We start from the raw sequence: 15,984 nt of genomic DNA on the forward strand, positions 1-15,984 counted from the left end.
ACCAAGGGAGCATCATGGAAAGCATATTGTTCAAGAACGCCGCGCTGCTGGATCCGGCCCGGTCCGAGCTGCTGGAAGGCCACGACGTGCTGGTCGAGGGCGGCCTGGTCAAGGAAGTCTCGGACCGGCCCTTGTCCGCGGCGCGGGCGCGCGTCATCGACCTGAAGGGCAAGACGCTGATGCCCGGCCTGATCGACCTGCACGTGCACGTAATCGCGGTGCAGCTCAATCTGCCGCAACAAATGGCGATGCCCAATGTGCTGGTGACGTTCCGCTCCGCGCCCATACTGCGCGACATGCTGCGGCGCGGCTTCACCACGGTGCGCGACGCCGGCGGCGCGGGTCATGCCTTCAAGCAGGCAGTGGAGCAGGGCCTGGTGCAGGGGCCGCGCCTGTTCGTGTCCGGCCGGGCCTTGAGCCAGACGGGCGGCCATGGCGACGGGCGCGCACGCACCGACTTCATGCCGGGCGATTCACCTTGCCCCTGTTGCGTGCGGGTCGGAGCTTTGGCGCGCGTGGCCGACGGCGTGGACGAGGTGCGCCGCGCGGTGCGCCAGGAGCTGCAGATGGGCGCGGACCAGATCAAGATCATGGCATCGGGCGGCGTGGCTTCCCCGACCGATCCGGTGGGCGCCTGGGGCTATTCGGAAGACGAGATCCGCGCGATCGTGGCCGAGGCCCGCGCGCGTCAAACCTACGTGCTGGCCCACGCCTACACCGCGGACGCGATTGCGCGGGCCGTGCGCTGCGGCGTGCGCACCATCGAGCACGGCAATCTGGTCGACGCCGAGGCCGCGCGGCTGATGGCGGATAGCGGGGCCTACGTGGTGCCTACGCTCGTGACCTACGAGGCGCTGGCCACGGAAGGCGCGGATCTCGGCCTGCCCGCGGACAGCGTGGCCAAGATCGCGCAGGTGCGCAACGCCGGCCTGCGCTCGTTGGAAATCTACCGCGACGCGGGCGTCTCCATGGGCTTCGGCACGGACCTGCTGGGGCCGTCGCACCGACTGCAGAGCGACGAGTTCCGCCTGCGCGCCGAGGTGCTGGGACCGCAGGCCGTGATCGCCAGCGCCACGCTGGTGGGAGCCGAGGTGCTGGGCATGCAGGACAAGCTGGGCCGCATCGCGCCGGGCGCGTTCGCCGACATGCTGGTGGTGGACGGCAACCCCCTGCGCGACCTGTCTTGCCTGCTGGGCCAGGGCGAGCATATTCCGCTGGTGATGCAGGGCGGCAAAGTACAGTTCGACGAACTCGCGGTTTGAGGTCTGCCGCAACGCCCTGCGCCGCGGCGGCGGGCAGGGCGGCGGACTTCAGCCTCCGGGCACCAGCGTTTCCATGTGCTTGTTGAAGCGCTCGCCTTCGACCATCAGCCAGTCGCAGAAGGTCTTCAGCAACGGATCGTGGCGCCGGTCCTCGCGGATGATGAGGAAGTAGCCGGGCGACTGCACGGTCAGCGGGCCGAACGGCGCCAGCAGCCTTCCGTCCTCGATGTCGCTGGCCACCAGCGAGGAATAGCCGATGGTCATGCCCAGCCCGTCAAGCGCGGCCTGCAATGCGAAATACAGGTGTTCCAGCTCCAGCGATTCGGCCGGCACGACGCGGCTGTGCTGCACGCTGGCCAGCCAGTCGTTCCAGGCGCTGCGCCGCGCGCGGCAATGCAGGAAGGTGTGGCGCGACAGGTCGGTGATGCGTTCCAGCGGCAGCCGCTGCAGCAGGCCGGGGGCGCACACAGGAAAGAAACTCTCGTTCAGCACGCGGCGCTTGTAGAGGCCGGGCACGGGTTCGGCCTCGCGCCGGATCACCACGTCCAGGTTCGAGGGCAGGCGGCTGTAGGGCTCCAGCCCGGTGGAGATTTCCACCTCCACTTCGGGGTAATGCTCGCGAAAGCGCGCCAGCCGAGGAAACAGCCAGCGCATGGTGAATGTGGGCAGCGCGTTCACGCGCAGCACTTCGCGTGTGCGCAGGCTTCGGGAGGCCGATGCGATCGCGTTCAGTGCGGGGCTGATGGTGTCCAGATAGAGACGCCCCTGGTCGGTCAGCTCGATCTTCTTCCCCAGGCGGCGAAACAGCTTCACGCCCAGCCAATCTTCCAGCGCCTTGATCTGATGGCTTATTGCGCCATGCGTGACGGAGAGCTCGTCGGCGGCTTGCGTGAAGCTCAGCTGACGGCCCGCGGATTCAAAGGCGCGGATGGAGGTCAAGGGCGGCAGTCTGGGTTTCATTGTGAAATTACCTCACAACAGTCGCGAGAAATGATGCCTGGCCCCGGCGCCCGCTCCCGTGCTGGAATACGCCGCATGGTTGCAGGCCGGAAAAACGCGGCAATGGATGTCGCGCCCGGGAACGCTGTGAATTTAACTCACCGTAAGGGAGCGGGCATGCTGCAGGGCAAGGTCATACTGGATCTGACGTGGGTGCTGGGCGGACCATTCGCCGGCCAGTTGCTGGCGCAATTGGGCGCCGAGGTCATCAAGGTGGAGCCCGTCAGCGGCGACTACGCGCGCTCGGTGCCTCCGGTCACCGAAACGCAGGATTCGCCGTTCTTCCTGTCGGTAAACCGGGGCAAGCGCAGCGTGGCGCTGGACCTGAAGCATCCGCTGGGCCGGCAGGCGTTCCAGGATCTGGTGCGCGAGGCGGACGCGGTGATCTACGGTTTCGCCTCGGACGTTCCGGCTCGGCTGGGGCTGGACCACGCGACCCTGGCCGCGATCAATCCGCGCATTGTGGTCGGCCAGTTGATCGGTCTGGACGACCGCGGGCCCTATGCGGGCGCGCCCGCATTTGACCTGATGCTGCAGGCCATGTCCGGGCTGATGAGCATCACGGGGGAGGCGGGCGGCAAGCCGGTGCGCGTGGGTTATCAGGTGGCGGACCTGGCGGGCGGGCTGTACCTCGCGCTGGGCGTGGCGGCCGGCTTGGCACAGGCGCAGGCCAGCGGCGCGGGCGAGGCTGTGCAGGTGTCGCTGTTCGACGCGCAGATGGCGATGCTGACGTGGCAGGCCCAGGGCTATCTGCAAGGCGGGCACGTGCCGCGCGCGGCGGGCGCGCGCCACGGAATGATCGCGCCCAGCGACATCTATCGCACCTCGGACGGACGGTGGATCGCGCTGGCGCCCACGGGCGAGGCATTTTGGCAGGCCTTGTGTGGCGCCATCGGGCTCCCCGAACTCGCCGCCGACCCGCGCTATGCCACGCCCGCGGCGCGCGTGGCCAACGTGGACGCGCTGACCGAGGCTTTGTCGGGTGCCATCGGCGCGCGCAGCGCGCAGCAATGGCTGGACATCTTCGAGGCGCGGCGCGTGCCCGCCGCGCTGGTGCTGGGCGTGGATGAAGCGCTGGCCCATCCGCTGGCGGCGTCGCGCGGCATGGTGGAAGAGGTGGCCAGGCCACGGGATGGCGAGACCGTGCGCATGTTGGGCAATCCCTTCAAGTTCGCCGGGCAGCCGCGTCTGGACTACCCGCCCGCGTTGGGGCAGGACACGGCGGCGCTGTTGCGCGCCATGGCCGGCTACGACGACGCCAGCCTGGCCGCCCTGGAGGCGGCGGGCGTCATCCGCACCGGCGCGGCGGCGGGAGCCATGCAATGAGCGCGGCGGCGGACGATCGCGACCTGGGCTTGAACGAGGGCGAGCGCGGGCTGCTGCACGGCCTGGCGGCGTTTGCGCAGGAGGCGGTGGCGCCACTGGCGGCGGCGGGCTGCGGCGACCAGGCCTGGGCCGGCGCCCAGATCCGCGAGGCCTGCCGGCTGGGCTATGCGGGTATAGAAATCCCGGCGGATTGCGGGGGATTGGGCTTGCCGTACTACATGCGGGCCCGGGCGGCGGAGACGCTGGCCGCCACGGATTTCGCGTTTGCCTTCGCCTTCATCAATCAGCACAACGTGGCCTTGCGCATCGCGGAACACGGTAGCGCCGCCGCCCGCGAGCGCTACCTGCCCGGATTGCTGGCCGGCGATCTCGTCGGTGGCACCGCCATGTCGGAGCCGCGCGCGGGCAGCGATTTCGCTTCCATCTCCACCCTGGCGCGGCCCCGCGATGGCGGGGGCTTCATCCTGGATGGCGAGAAAGCCTGGGTGGCCAACGCCGCGGGCGGGGAACTGGCGCTGGTGTTCGCGCAGACCGATGCGGCGCGGGGGCCGGCCGGCATCGCCTGCTTCATCGTCGACCTGCGCGCGCCGCAATGCGAGCGCGTGACAGGCGCGCCGCTGGAAGGGCTGGGCGCGGCCGGCATCGCCGGCATTCGCCTGAACGGCTACGCGGCCGAGGATAGCGACGTGCTGTACCCGCCAGGCCAGGGCTTCCAGATGGCCCTGGCCGGTGTGAACAAGGCGCGCACGCACATCGCCGCGATGGCCGCGGGCCTGCTCGACAGCGCGCTGCGGCAGGCGGTGCGCCACGCCTCGACGCGGCAGGCTTTCGGCCGTCCCATCATGGAGCAGCAAGGCTTGCGCTGGTCGCTGGCCGACGTGTCGATGCGGCTGCAGATCCTGCGCATGCTCACGGACCGCGCCGCGGGCCTGATCGATGCCGGTTCGGACGAAGCTGTACCGGCCGCGGCCATGGCCAAGAAGTACGCGGGTGAGGAGTGCCTGGACGCCATTTCCGCCTGCGTGCAGGTCCTGGGCGCCAGCGGCCTGTTGCCGGCCCAAGGCATGGCGCGGCGGCTGCTCGCGGCCAAGGCGCTGTGCTTCGCCGATGGCACCACTGAAATGATGAATGAGCGCATCGCGGCCGGACTGGCCCAGCGCTTTGCCGGGGGGCCGCGAACCATCGCGGCGGGGGCCGCCATCCACAGGGACGAAAGCATGTCGTATCAGGCATTGAAGCTGACGCGAGGCGAAGACGGGGTCACACAGGCGCGCCTGGCGCAGATCGCCGAAGACGAGTTGCCGGAAGGCGAGGTGTTGGTGGAGGTGGAGTATTCGTCCCTGAACTACAAGGATGCGCTGGCGATTACCGGCAGGTCGCCGGTGGTGCGCAGCTTCCCCATGGTGCCGGGCATCGATTTTGCCGGCAAAGTGCGCCTCAGCGCCGATCCGCGTTTCAAGCCGGGCGATGCGGTGCTGCTCAATGGCTGGGGCCTGGGCGAAACGCGGTGGGGCGGTTTGGCGCAAGCCGCGCGTGTGCGGGCAGACTGGCTACTGCCCTTGCCGGCCGGGATGGACGCACGCCAGGCCATGGCCATCGGCACCGCCGGCTACACGGCCATGTTGTGCGTGATGGCGCTGGAGCGGCACAACGCCACGCCTGAGGCGGGGCCGGTGCTGGTGACGGGCGCCAATGGCGGAGTCGGCACGGTCGCCATCGCGCTGCTGGCGGGCAGGGGCTACACGGTTACGGCAAGCACCGGGCGTCCGCAGGAAGCCGACTATCTGCGCGGCCTGGGCGCCAGCGGCATTCTGGATCGCTCCACGCTGTCGGCGCCCGGCAAGCCCCTGCAGAAGGAGGCGTGGGCGGCGGCCGTCGATTGCGTCGGTAGCCACACGCTGGCCAATGTGCTGGCCGGCATGCGCTACGGCGCGCCGGTGGCGGCCTGCGGCCTGGCCCAAGGCATGGACCTGCCGGCAACGGTGGCTCCCTTCATCCTGCGCGCAGTGACGCTGGTCGGCGTGGACAGCGTCTATGCGCCCATGGCGCTGCGTGCCGAGGCCTGGCGCCGGCTGGCTGTGGAGTTGCCGCGCGGCATGCTGGAGGCCAACACGCGGGAGCTGGGCCTGTCGGAAATCGCGGCCTCCGCGACGCCCATGCTGGAGGGCAGGATACGCGGCCGCATCGTCGTCGATGTGAACCGATAAGGGCCGCAGCATAGCGGCCCGCACACCACCAAAGGAGACTGGGCATGATGAAGCAACGATGGCGTTCCGCCATCGCTGCGGCGGCGCTTTGCGCCGCCGCCGGCGCGGCATGGGGACAGGGGTATCCGGACAGGCCGGTGCGGTTGATCGTGCCGTTTCCGCCTGGCGGTTCGGTGGACTACGTGGCGCGCAATATCGCGCCCGTTCTGTCGCAGAAGCTAGGCCAGACCGTGGTGGTGGACAACAAGGGCGGCGCTTCCGGCACCATAGGCACCGCCGAGCTCGCGCGCGCCCCAGCCGACGGCTACACGCTGATGCTGGCGTTCGACTCGCACGCGGTCAACGGCTCACTCTATAAGAACCTGTCATACGACACCATCAAGTCCTTTGACTACATCAGCCTGATCGGCACCATGCCTGCGGTGCTGCTGACAGCCAAGAAGACCGGCATCACCACCTTGCAGCAGTTCCTGGACTACGCGCGCGCGCATCCAGGCCAGCTGAACTACGGCTCCTCGGGCGTGGGCGGATCGAATCATCTCAACCTGGCGGCCCTGGCAGCGCGCACGGACATCAAGCTGACGCACGTGCCTTATCGCGGCGGCGGCCCGATGTTCAACGCGGTCCTGGGCGGCGAGGTGGACGTGGTGATCGCCAGCCTGCCGACCATCGTCGGCTTCGTGCAGGGCGGGCGCCTGAACGCGCTGGCCATCGGCACGGCGCAGCCCGCACCGGCGCTGCCCGACGTGCCGCCCATCGCCACGCTGGTACCCGGCTTCGAGGCCTATTCCTGGGTGGGCATGCTGGCGCCGGCCGGCCTGCCCGCCGAGGTGCGCAAGCGCGTGCAGCAGGCCTTGAGCGACACCTTGGCGACGCCGCAGGTGAGGGACAGCATGGAGCAGGGCGGCTTCAATATCGTGTCCAGCTCGCCGGAGCAATTCCAGCAGCGCGTGCAGGCCGAATCGCAGCGCTGGGGCAAGCTGATCCGGGACACGGGCATCAAGATCGAATAGGGCGCCTCAGCCCTTGAGCCCGATGCGCCGCGCCAGCTTGTGCAGGTTGCTGGGGTCCACGCCCAGCGCTCGCGCGGCGTGGGCCCAGTTGCCTTGATGTGCGTCCAGCGCGCGGCGGATGGCCTGGCGCTGGCACATGTCCACCGCTTCGCGCAGCGTCTGGTCCTGGCCCAGGGGCGCGGGCGTGTCGGCATCGTCCTGCGGCGAGAGCAGGGGCATGTCGCCGTCGGACAGGTCCAGCAGTTTCGCGCCCAGTGTCACGATCTCGTTGCGGCTGGCGCCATGGCTGACGGCCTTGATGGCGGCGCGGCTGATGACGTGCTCCAGTTCGCGCACATTGCCGGGCCATCGGTAGCGGCGCAGCATGTCCTCGGCCTCCGGCGACAGTCTCAGGCTGCGCAGGCCGAGGCGTGCGCGGTTCAGCTCCAGATAGCGGCCGGCCAGCAGCAGCACATCATTGCCGCGGTCGCGCAGCGGGGGGATGGGGATGGGGTAGACCGACAGGCGGTGGTAGAGGTCGGCGCGGAAATCGCCGGCGCGAACAAGGTCGCGCAGGCTGCGGTTGGTGGCGGCCAGGATGCGCACGTCCACACGGCGCGGACGGTCATCGCCCAGGCGCTGGATTTCACCGTTCTGCAAAGTGCGCAGGAGCTTGGCCTGCACCAGCAGCGGCAGTTCACCCACTTCGTCCAGGAACAGCGTGCCCCCGTTGGCGGCCTCGAAGCGGCCCGGGCGGTCGGCGACCGCGCCCGAGAAGGCGCCCTTGGCGTGGCCGAACAATTCGCTTTCGGCCAGCGATTCGGGCAGCGCGGCGCAGTTCACATGCACCAGCGGCTTGTCGCGGCGGCGCGAAAGGCGGTGCACGCGATGCGCGAACAGTTCCTTGCCCACGCCGGTTTCGCCCAGCAGCAGGATGGGCAGTTCCGAGTCCGCCACCACCTGGATCTCGTGCAGCAGACGGCCGATGGCCTCGCTTTGCCCCAGGATCTCGTTGTTGTCGGCGACGGCGCTGTCGGCGGGTTCCGGGCCGCGCGCCACGCGCAGCGCGCGGATTTCCGCCTCCAGGCGCGTGGTGCGCAAGGCGGCTTCCAGCAGCACGATGTAATCGCGCAGGTCGGACTGGGCCTCGGCGTCAAAGGTGCCGACCTCCAGCGCATCCAGGGTCAGCACGCCCCATGGCCGGCCTTCGATATGCAGGCTGGTGCCCATGCAGTCATGCACCGGCAGCGGCTCGCCCGCCATTCCGTTGATTAGACCGTCGTAGGGATCGGGCAGGGTGCTGTCATGGTGAAAGCACGTGACCCCGCGCCGCGCGAGGATGGCCGCCAACCGTGGATGCTGTTGCACGGCGAAGCGGCGGCCCAGCGCATCCTGGGTGAGTCCGTCCACCGCGATGGGTCGCAGATGATCCTCTTCCAATTGCAGCAGCGCCACCGCGCCGCAGCGGAAGTGCGTGCGCAAGCTGGACACCAGCCGCTGCAGGCGGACTGCGGGGGGAAGGTCGGCAACCAGATCGGCCAGCAAGAGGTTTTGCATGGGGTGAATTTTACCGTTCGGGGTGCATAGAACCGTCATTCTTCAGGGTGATATTCACCCTTTAATTTGCAATCTATTGATAAATAGCAAGTTTTTCCTGGCACGGTTTTCGCGTTTGTTCCAGTACCCGTCACGAACTATGGAGAGACGCGATGAGCATGGTCGAGCAATCCCTGGGGCAATTGGCCCGCAGCATCCCTGGCGCTACCCAGGTGTTTCATGAGTACCAGCTGGATTTCTGCTGTGGCGGCAAGAAGAGCCTGGCAGAGGCGGCGGCCCAGCGTTCGCTGGACGCGGGGCAGATCGAGGCCCGCCTGATTGAACTGGCGCGCGCGCCGTCCCACGAAACGGATTGGAGCCAGGTCTCCGCCGCCGAACTGGTCGACCACATCCTGGCGCGCTATCACGAGGTGCATCGCCAGCAGCTACCCGAACTGATCCGTCTGGCGTTGAAGGTGGAACAGGTGCATGCCGACAGCCCGGACTGCCCGACAGGCCTGGCCGATCACTTGCGCGTGATGCAGCAGGAGCTGGAAAGCCATATGCAGAAGGAGGAACAGGTGCTGTTCCCGATGCTGGCCCGCGGCCATGGGGCCATGGCCAGCATGCCCATCATGGTCATGCGCGCCGAACATGACGATCACGGCGTGGCGCTGGAACGGCTGCTGGCGTTGACCCATGGCATAACGCTGCCGCGCGCCGCCTGCAACACCTGGCGCGCGTTGTACCTGGGCCTGCGTACCTTCAAGGAGGACCTGATGGCGCACATCCACCTGGAAAACAACATCCTGTTCGAGAACGCCGCCAGTCCGGCGGCGCGCGCGCGCAGCTAGCGGCGTTCTGGCGCAACGCCGTCCAGGCTGCGCCGCAGCGCCTCGTGCGCGGCGAGGTCGATCGGGCGGTGCTTGCGCTCGGCGCTGGCGGGATAGTTGCCCAGGAAATTCCCGCCCTTGCGGTCGCTGGCCGGGCGGATCGGGCGCGGCGCGAAGCCGCCGCCGCAGTTGGGGCAGACATTGCCCAGCAGTTCCTCGGCGCAAGCGGCGCAGAAGGTGCATTCAAAACTGCATATCCGGGCTGCGGTGGAGTCCGGCGGCAGCGCCGCATCACAGTGTTCGCAACTGGGTCGCAAGGCAAGCATGTGGCCTCCTGGGGCGAGAGACGAGTCCAGGCGACAGGGTAGGCCGGACGGCTGGACGGCGCCATGGAGGTTACGGACAGAAAAGAAGTGAAAACGGCCAGGCAGGCGCCATTTTCCGGATGGCGGCGGCCTGTACACTCGGGAAACCTTATAAGGCTTAGGGGATTCTTGATGGCCGGAAGCAGCTTCTTCGCACTGTTCGACGATATCGCGACCATACTGGACGACGTGTCCGTCATGACCAAGGTGGCGGCAAAGAAAACGGCCGGGGTGCTGGGCGACGACCTGGCTCTCAATGCCCAGCAGGTCACGGGCGTGCCGGTCAACCGGGAACTGCCGGTCGTATGGGCAGTGGCCAAGGGCTCTTTCATCAATAAGCTGATCCTGGTGCCCGCAGCGCTGCTCGTCAGCGCATTCGCGCCCTGGGCGATCACGCCCTTGCTGATGGTGGGCGGGGCCTTTCTCTGCTACGAAGGCGTGGAAAAGCTGGCGCACAAGTTCCTGCCGCATGGCGATTCGGACGAAGGCAACCATGCCGCGCGCGCCGAAGCCCTGCAGGATGCCTCGGTGGACATGGTGGCGTTCGAACGCGACAAGATCAAGGGCGCGGTGCGCACGGATTTCATCCTCTCGGCGGAAATCATCGTCATCAGTCTGGGAGCGGTGGCGGACGCGGATTTCACTCGCCAGGTGCTGGTGCTGTCCGTTATCGCCATCGCGATGACGATCGGGGTGTATGGGCTGGTGGCCGGCATCGTCAAGCTGGACGACCTGGGTCTTTACATGAGCCGCAAGTCCTCGCAGGGGGTGGCCTGGCTGGGCCGGCGTATCGTCGGCGCGGCGCCTTATCTGATGAAGACGCTTTCCGTGGTCGGCACCGCCGCCATGTTCATGGTGGGCGGCGCCATCCTGACCCACGGCATCCCGCCGGTGCAGGCCGCCGTCGACCAGGCCGCCGCCGCAGTGGGCGGCGGCGGGGTGGTGCAGGCGCTGACCGCCACCTTGCTCAACGCCTTGTTCGGCATCGTGGCCGGAGCGGTAGTGCTGGGGGCGGTCAGCCTCATCAAGCGCCTGTTCAAGAAGGGCTGAGGCAGGCGCGCGGCCTCGGCTGATACGCGCGCCCGCGCCAAGCCGCGCGCGGCGCCGCCCGTTTCCGCGCGTTTCCTAGGGAATCCCCTGCCTTGTTGTGCCGGAATGCGTGCGCCTAAAATTGGCGCCAATTTATGTGATCATTATTTCGACCACCGGTACACGCCATGCGTCCGCCCGCGCGGCCATGGAAACGAGGAAACCATGCAGTCCAACGCAGCACTTGCCATCCAGCCCGACGCCGCCCGCGCGCGGGCCATGTACGACCTGGGACATAGCACCGTCTTTGCCGCGCGCTCCGATCCACGCTTTTCCTATTGCACCTACGTGCCGCCGCATATCGATTCCGCCAGGCATCCGATGGAACTGGTGGTGATCATGCACGGTACGGGCCGCGCCTTCGTGGAATACCGCGACGCGTTTGCGGAGTTCGCCCGCTGGAACGACTGCATCGTGCTGTGCCCCCTGTTCCCGGTGAGCCCGCTGGGCGATGGCAACCGCGACGGCTTCAAGCAACTGCGGGAAGGCGACATCCGTTACGACCAGATCCTGCTGGACATGGTGGCGGAAGTCGGCGAGAAGTTCGGCCGCGAGTTCAAGAAATTCGGCCTGTTCGGCTATTCGGGCGGCGGCCAATTCGTCAACCGTTACGCGTACCTGCACCCCGAAAGCCTGTGGGCCGTGTCGATCGGAGCGCCGGGCTCGGTGACGCTGCTGGATCCCAATCAGGATTGGTGGGTGGGCGTGCGCGACGCCGAGGCGCGTTTTGGCAAGCGCGTCGATATCGAAGCGCTCAAGCAGGTGGCCGTGCACATGATCGTGGGCAAGGCCGACCTGGAGACCTGGGAAATCACCCACCGCGAAGGTGGCAAGTTCTTCATGCCCGGCGCGAACGCCGCCGGCAAGACCCGCCCGGAGCGCCTGGAGTCGCTGCGGCGCTCGTTCGAGGCCGCCGGCGTTTCCGCGGTGCTGGACGTGGTGGAAAACGTGCCGCACGACGGCTTGAAATGCGTGGGCCAGGTGCAGGACTTCCTGGCTGCCGCCTTGCGCAAGCTGCGACATGAACGCAATTGAGACCACCGGCAGCGGACGCGGGCTTCCGCGAGTCCGCGCCGAGGAATAGGAGAGGGCCATGCTGCGTTTCGCGCTATCCCGTATCGTCATGGCCATACCGACCCTGCTGATCGTGGCGGTGGCGGTCTTCGTGATGATCCGGCTCATCCCGGGCGATCCCGCCCAATTGCTGCTGGGAGACCTGGCGACGCCGGCCGCGCTGGCCGACCTGCGGGCGCGGCTGGGGCTGGACCAGACCTGGCTCACCCAGTTCGGCATCTGGTTCGGCAACATGCTGCACGGAGACCTGGGGTCGTCCATCAATACCGGGCAACCGGTACTGCCGCTGGTGTGGGACCGTTTCCTGATCAGCGGCCGCGTTGTGCTGGTGGCCGTGTTCTTCGCCGCGCTGGTGGCGGTGCCGGCCGGCATGATCGCCGCCTGGAAGCAGAACAAGGCGCCGGACCTGTTCCTCGTGGGCACCGCCACGCTGCTGGTGTCGATCCCGACCTTCTGGCTGGGCCTGCTGCTGCTGATCTTCTTCGGCCTCAAGCTGCAATGGCTGCCGGTGGTGGGCTATGTGTCCATTGGCGAAGACTGGAAGGCCGGCCTGCTGTACCTGGCCATGCCCATCCTGACGCTGTTCCTGCACGAAATTGGCGTATTGATGCGCATGGCGCGGGCCAGCACGCTGGAAGTGCTGCGGCTGGACTACATCACCCATGCGCGCGCCAAAGGACTGTCGGAATCCGCGGTGCTGATGCGCCATGCCTTCCGTAATGCATTCGGCCCCACCTGGACGCTGATCGGCCTGGTGTTGGGCAACTTGCTGGGCGGCATCGCCGTGGTGGAGACCGTGTTCACCATCCCCGGGCTGGGACGCCTGCTGGTGGACTCCATCTTCGCCCGCGATTACCCGGTGATCCAGGGCTGTCTGCTGTTCGTGGGCGTGGTCTACGTGATCGTGAACCTGTTCATCGACCTTTGCTATCCCATTTTCGACCCGAGAGTGACCGCCGAATGAAAAAGCGAATCGCAGCCAACGCGCTACTGGGCGGCGCTATCGTGGCGCTGATGATAGTGGCGGCCGTCATGGGCGCTTTCTGGACCCCCCATGATCCGCTGAAGATCAACTTCGTGGCACGGCTCAGGCCGCCCGGCGGAGAGTTCCTGCTGGGCACGGACGAATTCGGCCGCGACGAACTGTCGCGTCTGCTTGCCGGCGCGTCCAGCAGCGTCTGGATCAGCCTCCTGACGGTGAGCTTTGCCATCATCGCGGGCACGATCATCGGTACCCTGACGGGCTTTGTGCGGGGCTGGACCGACCGCGTCATCATGGCCTTCAACAATGCGCTGCTGGCCTTCCCGGGACTGCTGCTGGCGCTGGGCCTGCTGGCCGTCGTCGGCGCCAACAAGTACGGCATCATCCTAGCGCTGGGCCTGGCCTATACACCGTCGGTGACGCGCATCGTGCGCGGCACGGTGTTGTCTCTGCGCGAGAAAGAGTTCATCGAATCCTCGCGCGTGCTGGGCAATTCCGAGCTCTACACCATGTTCCGCCATGTGCTGCCCAATTGCGTGGCGCCGCTGACGGTATTGGCGACGTCCATGTTCGGTTGGGTGATCCTGGCGGAAAGCGCGCTGTCTTTCCTGGGCCTGGGCGTGCCGCCTCCCGCGCCGACGTGGGGCAACATGCTGGCCGCCGCGCGGCCGTTCATGGCGCAGGCCTCCTATCTATCCATACTTCCCGGCCTGGCCATCGCGCTCGCGCTGCTGGGAATCAATCTCCTGGGCGACGCGGTGCGTGACCGTCTCGATCCCCGCATGAGGGGCGTGTAATGAGCGCTTTGGTATCGGTATCCAATCTGTCGCTGACCGTGGGCCCCGGCGGCCGCGAAATCGTGAGCGGAGTGTCCTTCGAGGTAGCGCCAGGCGAAATGGTCGGCATCGTCGGTGAATCGGGCAGCGGCAAGACGCAGGCCGCGCGCGCCATCCTGGGCCTGACGCCCGCGCCGCTGGTGGTCGCGGGCGGCTCCATCAAGTTCGAAGGCGTGGATGTGACGCGGGCGGCGCCCGCGGCGCTGCGCAAGCTGCGCGGCGCGCGCATCGGCATGGTGTTCCAGGAGCCGATGACCTCGCTCAATCCGTCCATGCCCATCGGGCGGCAACTGGAGGAGGGCCTGAGGCTGCACCGCAAGGACCTGTCCGCCTCCGCGCGCCGTGAACGCATCCTGGAAATGCTGCGCCGGGTCGGCATCCGGGACCCCAAAGGGGCGATGGAAGCCTGGCCCCACGAGTTCTCCGGTGGCATGCGCCAGCGCATGATGCTGGCGTCCGTGATGCTGCTGGAGCCCGCGTTGCTGATCGCCGACGAACCCACTACCGCGCTGGACGCGGTGGTGCAACGCGACGTGCTCGAACTGATGGTGGACCTGACCCGCGAACACCATACGGCCGTGCTGATGATCAGCCACGACCTGCCGATGGTGGCGCGCTACACCGAGCGCATGGTCGTGATGCAGCACGGCAAGGTACTGGAAACCGGCGCCACGGCGGCCATCCTGGAACGGCCTCAGCATCCCTACACGCGCAAGCTGCTGGACGCCATGCCGCGCCGGCTGCCGGCGCGCCAACTGGGCAAGGAGGCGCCCATCGTCGAGGTCAAGAACCTGGTGGTGGACTACGCCGGACACCAGCGCTTGTTCTCGCGCACCGGCGCCAAGCGCGCGCTCGATGGCATCGACCTGCACGTCAAGCCGCGCGAAGTGGTGGCGGTGGTGGGCGGCTCGGGCTCGGGCAAGACCACGCTGGGCCGCGCCATCGCGGGGCTGCTGGCGCCCACGTCGGGCCAGATCCTGTTCCGTGGCCAGCAGGTGGACCGGCGCTCCGCCTCCTGGCGGGACTACCGCTTGAATTGCCAGATGGTGTTCCAGGACCCGTATTCCTCGCTGGACCCGCGCATGACGATCGGCCAGCTGGTGGGCGAGGGCCTGCGCATGCTGGAAGATATGCCTGCGGCGGAAAAGCGCCGCCGCGTGGACGAGGTGCTGGCCGAAGTCGGACTGGGATCCGAATACGCGAAACGCTATCCCCACGAAATGTCCGGTGGTCAGCGGCAGCGCGTCGCGATCGCCCGCGCCATCGTGCGGCGTCCGGCCTTTGTCATTGCGGACGAACCGGTGTCCGCCCTGGATGTGACCGTGCGCGCACAGGTGCTGGACCTGTTTGCCGACCTGCAGGAACGCCACGGTTTTTCCTGCCTGTTCATCAGCCATGACCTGGGCGTGGTGGAGCAGGTGGCGGACCGCGTGGTGGTAATGCGCGACGGCGGCATCGTTGAGCAAGGTTCGCGCGACGCCGTGTTCGACCAGCCGCGGGAGGAATACACGCGCAGCCTGCTGTCGGCGATTCCAGCGCTGGAATCCACCGACACCGGCGGCGTGCGGCTGCGTTGGAGGCTGGACCAGCAGGAGCCGCTGCGGGCCAGCGCCTGAGGGGGCGGGTTTCCCAGGGGGTGCCAGCGCCATCCCCCTGGATACTTACGCATAAAATACGCGCTTCGGATTTGATAGACGGGAGTGGTCCATGCCGAAAGCGGCAACGGCACAGCCCGGCCTGGTTGATCGCATTGCCCATGATATTCAAGCGGGCGTGTTCGGTCCCGGCGCCTGGCTGAAACAGATCGACCTGCAGGAACGCTACGACGCCAAGCGTCTGGACGTCCGGCGGGCGCTAGACCAATTGGCCGCCAAGCGGCTGATCGCGCACATCCCCAACCGGGGCTATCACGTCTATGCGATGGATCCGGATCAGCACCTGCAGATCCGCGATATCCGCATTCTGCTGGAAACTGGCGCCGCGGCGGACCTGATGCCCAATGTGACGCCGGCCAAGGTTCGGGCATTGCGCGCCCTGGCCGAACGTTTCGCCAAGCTGCTGCAGGATGGCACGCTGCTGGAACAGTACGAGGTCAACCTGGCCTTCCATGCCGGCATGTACGATCTGTGCCGCAACCGCGAACTGGTGGCGCTGATCCACGAAACCCGCGCCCGCGGTCCCGCGGCCCCCGCCAAGGAATGGGTCACGCGCTCGCGCATCGAGATTTCCGCGCGCGAGCACTTCGACATGGTGGACGCCCTGGAAGCGCGCGACGTCAAACGCCTGCAGAAAATCATCGCGCAACACGTAGGCCAGGACATTTCCTGACGCGTCCGGCATCTGGCGCATCTGCTTGCGGCGGCCCTCCGGGCCGCCGTTTTTCATTCCGGCGCCTTTCAGGGATACCCCCGATAGCGGCGTGGCGCATTCCGCCCATAATGAGCAGCTAATTTTGGCGCCAATATATGCGTGAATTTCGCGCC

The 15,984-nt window shown here is 67.4% G+C and carries 14 protein-coding genes and 1 pseudogene; 12 read left to right on the forward strand and 3 right to left on the reverse strand.

Annotated elements, in window-relative coordinates; genetic code table 11:
- The first annotated feature begins 14 nt into the window (after positions 1-14).
- On the forward strand, positions 15-1,262 hold the full coding sequence (locus VCS63_RS09210; RefSeq protein ID WP_112966515.1) for a metal-dependent hydrolase family protein: 1,248 nt from the start codon (positions 15-17) through the stop codon (positions 1,260-1,262).
- A 48-nt stretch (positions 1,263-1,310) separates the two neighbouring features.
- On the opposite strand, the gene gcvA is transcribed toward VCS63_RS09210, so the two are convergent.
- Positions 1,311-2,222, reverse strand: coding sequence for a transcriptional regulator GcvA (gene gcvA / locus VCS63_RS09215; protein WP_042796742.1), 912 nt, complete (start codon positions 2,220-2,222; stop codon positions 1,311-1,313).
- Positions 2,223-2,378: 156 nt separating this feature from the next.
- Here gcvA and VCS63_RS09220 point away from each other — a divergent pair, with 156 nt between their 5' ends.
- The 4 genes and pseudogenes from VCS63_RS09220 to VCS63_RS09235 all read left to right on the forward strand — a co-directional run bounded on the left by VCS63_RS09220 (position 2,379) and on the right by VCS63_RS09235 (position 6,807).
- The gene (locus VCS63_RS09220; protein WP_063642071.1) at positions 2,379-3,587 is read left to right on the forward strand and encodes a CaiB/BaiF CoA transferase family protein; all 1,209 of its coding nucleotides are present in this window, start codon (positions 2,379-2,381) and stop codon (positions 3,585-3,587) included.
- Positions 3,584-4,726: pseudogene (locus tag VCS63_RS09225) on the forward strand (acyl-CoA dehydrogenase family protein); the annotation flags it as partial. The gene VCS63_RS09220 and the pseudogene VCS63_RS09225, both read left to right, overlap by 4 nt.
- A gap of 78 nt (positions 4,727-4,804) precedes the next feature.
- On the forward strand, positions 4,805-5,794 hold the full coding sequence (locus VCS63_RS09230) for an MDR family oxidoreductase (RefSeq protein ID WP_063642330.1): 990 nt from the start codon (positions 4,805-4,807) through the stop codon (positions 5,792-5,794).
- 44 nt (positions 5,795-5,838) lie between these two features.
- Complete coding sequence (locus VCS63_RS09235) at positions 5,839-6,807, forward strand: tripartite tricarboxylate transporter substrate binding protein (RefSeq protein WP_063642070.1); 969 nt, start codon at positions 5,839-5,841, stop codon at positions 6,805-6,807.
- Positions 6,808-6,813: 6 nt separating this feature from the next.
- On the opposite strand, the gene norR is transcribed toward VCS63_RS09235, so the two are convergent.
- Positions 6,814-8,343, reverse strand: a complete 1,530-nt coding sequence (norR, locus tag VCS63_RS09240) for a nitric oxide reductase transcriptional regulator NorR (RefSeq protein WP_042796743.1) — start codon at positions 8,341-8,343, stop codon at positions 6,814-6,816.
- A gap of 152 nt (positions 8,344-8,495) precedes the next feature.
- Here norR and ytfE point away from each other — a divergent pair, with 152 nt between their 5' ends.
- Positions 8,496-9,176 (forward strand): iron-sulfur cluster repair protein YtfE, encoded by a 681-nt coding sequence (gene ytfE / locus VCS63_RS09245; protein ID WP_063642069.1) that lies wholly within the window; start codon positions 8,496-8,498, stop codon positions 9,174-9,176.
- On the opposite strand, the gene VCS63_RS09250 is transcribed toward ytfE, so the two are convergent.
- Positions 9,173-9,481 (reverse strand): DUF1272 domain-containing protein, encoded by a 309-nt coding sequence (locus VCS63_RS09250; protein WP_063642068.1) that lies wholly within the window; start codon positions 9,479-9,481, stop codon positions 9,173-9,175. The two genes, ytfE and VCS63_RS09250, sit on opposite strands and share 4 nt — an antisense overlap.
- A gap of 171 nt (positions 9,482-9,652) precedes the next feature.
- Between VCS63_RS09250 and VCS63_RS09255 the strand changes: the two genes are divergently transcribed.
- The 6 genes from VCS63_RS09255 to VCS63_RS09280 all read left to right on the forward strand — a co-directional run bounded on the left by VCS63_RS09255 (position 9,653) and on the right by VCS63_RS09280 (position 15,829).
- The gene (locus VCS63_RS09255; protein ID WP_063642067.1) at positions 9,653-10,570 is read left to right on the forward strand and encodes a DUF808 domain-containing protein; all 918 of its coding nucleotides are present in this window, start codon (positions 9,653-9,655) and stop codon (positions 10,568-10,570) included.
- A gap of 204 nt (positions 10,571-10,774) precedes the next feature.
- The gene (locus tag VCS63_RS09260) at positions 10,775-11,644 is read left to right on the forward strand and encodes a hydrolase (protein WP_042796746.1); all 870 of its coding nucleotides are present in this window, start codon (positions 10,775-10,777) and stop codon (positions 11,642-11,644) included.
- Positions 11,645-11,702: 58 nt separating this feature from the next.
- On the forward strand, positions 11,703-12,647 hold the full coding sequence (locus VCS63_RS09265) for an ABC transporter permease (protein WP_042796747.1): 945 nt from the start codon (positions 11,703-11,705) through the stop codon (positions 12,645-12,647).
- Positions 12,644-13,462 carry an ABC transporter permease gene (locus VCS63_RS09270; protein ID WP_042796748.1) on the forward strand — a complete coding sequence of 273 codons (819 nt, stop codon included), beginning with the start codon at positions 12,644-12,646 and terminating at the stop codon, positions 13,460-13,462. Before VCS63_RS09265 ends, VCS63_RS09270 begins: the two co-directional genes overlap by 4 nt.
- Positions 13,462-15,117, forward strand: coding sequence for an ABC transporter ATP-binding protein (locus VCS63_RS09275; protein ID WP_323879407.1), 1,656 nt, complete (start codon positions 13,462-13,464; stop codon positions 15,115-15,117). Before VCS63_RS09270 ends, VCS63_RS09275 begins: the two co-directional genes overlap by 1 nt.
- A 91-nt stretch (positions 15,118-15,208) precedes the next feature.
- A complete protein-coding gene (locus VCS63_RS09280) occupies positions 15,209-15,829 on the forward strand; it encodes a GntR family transcriptional regulator (protein ID WP_063961070.1) in 621 nt (206 codons plus the stop codon).
- Positions 15,830-15,984 lie beyond the last annotated feature (155 nt).

Source organism: Achromobacter sp. D10 (assembly GCF_035282245.1).
Lineage (GTDB): Bacteria > Pseudomonadota > Gammaproteobacteria > Burkholderiales > Burkholderiaceae_B > Achromobacter > Achromobacter insolitus.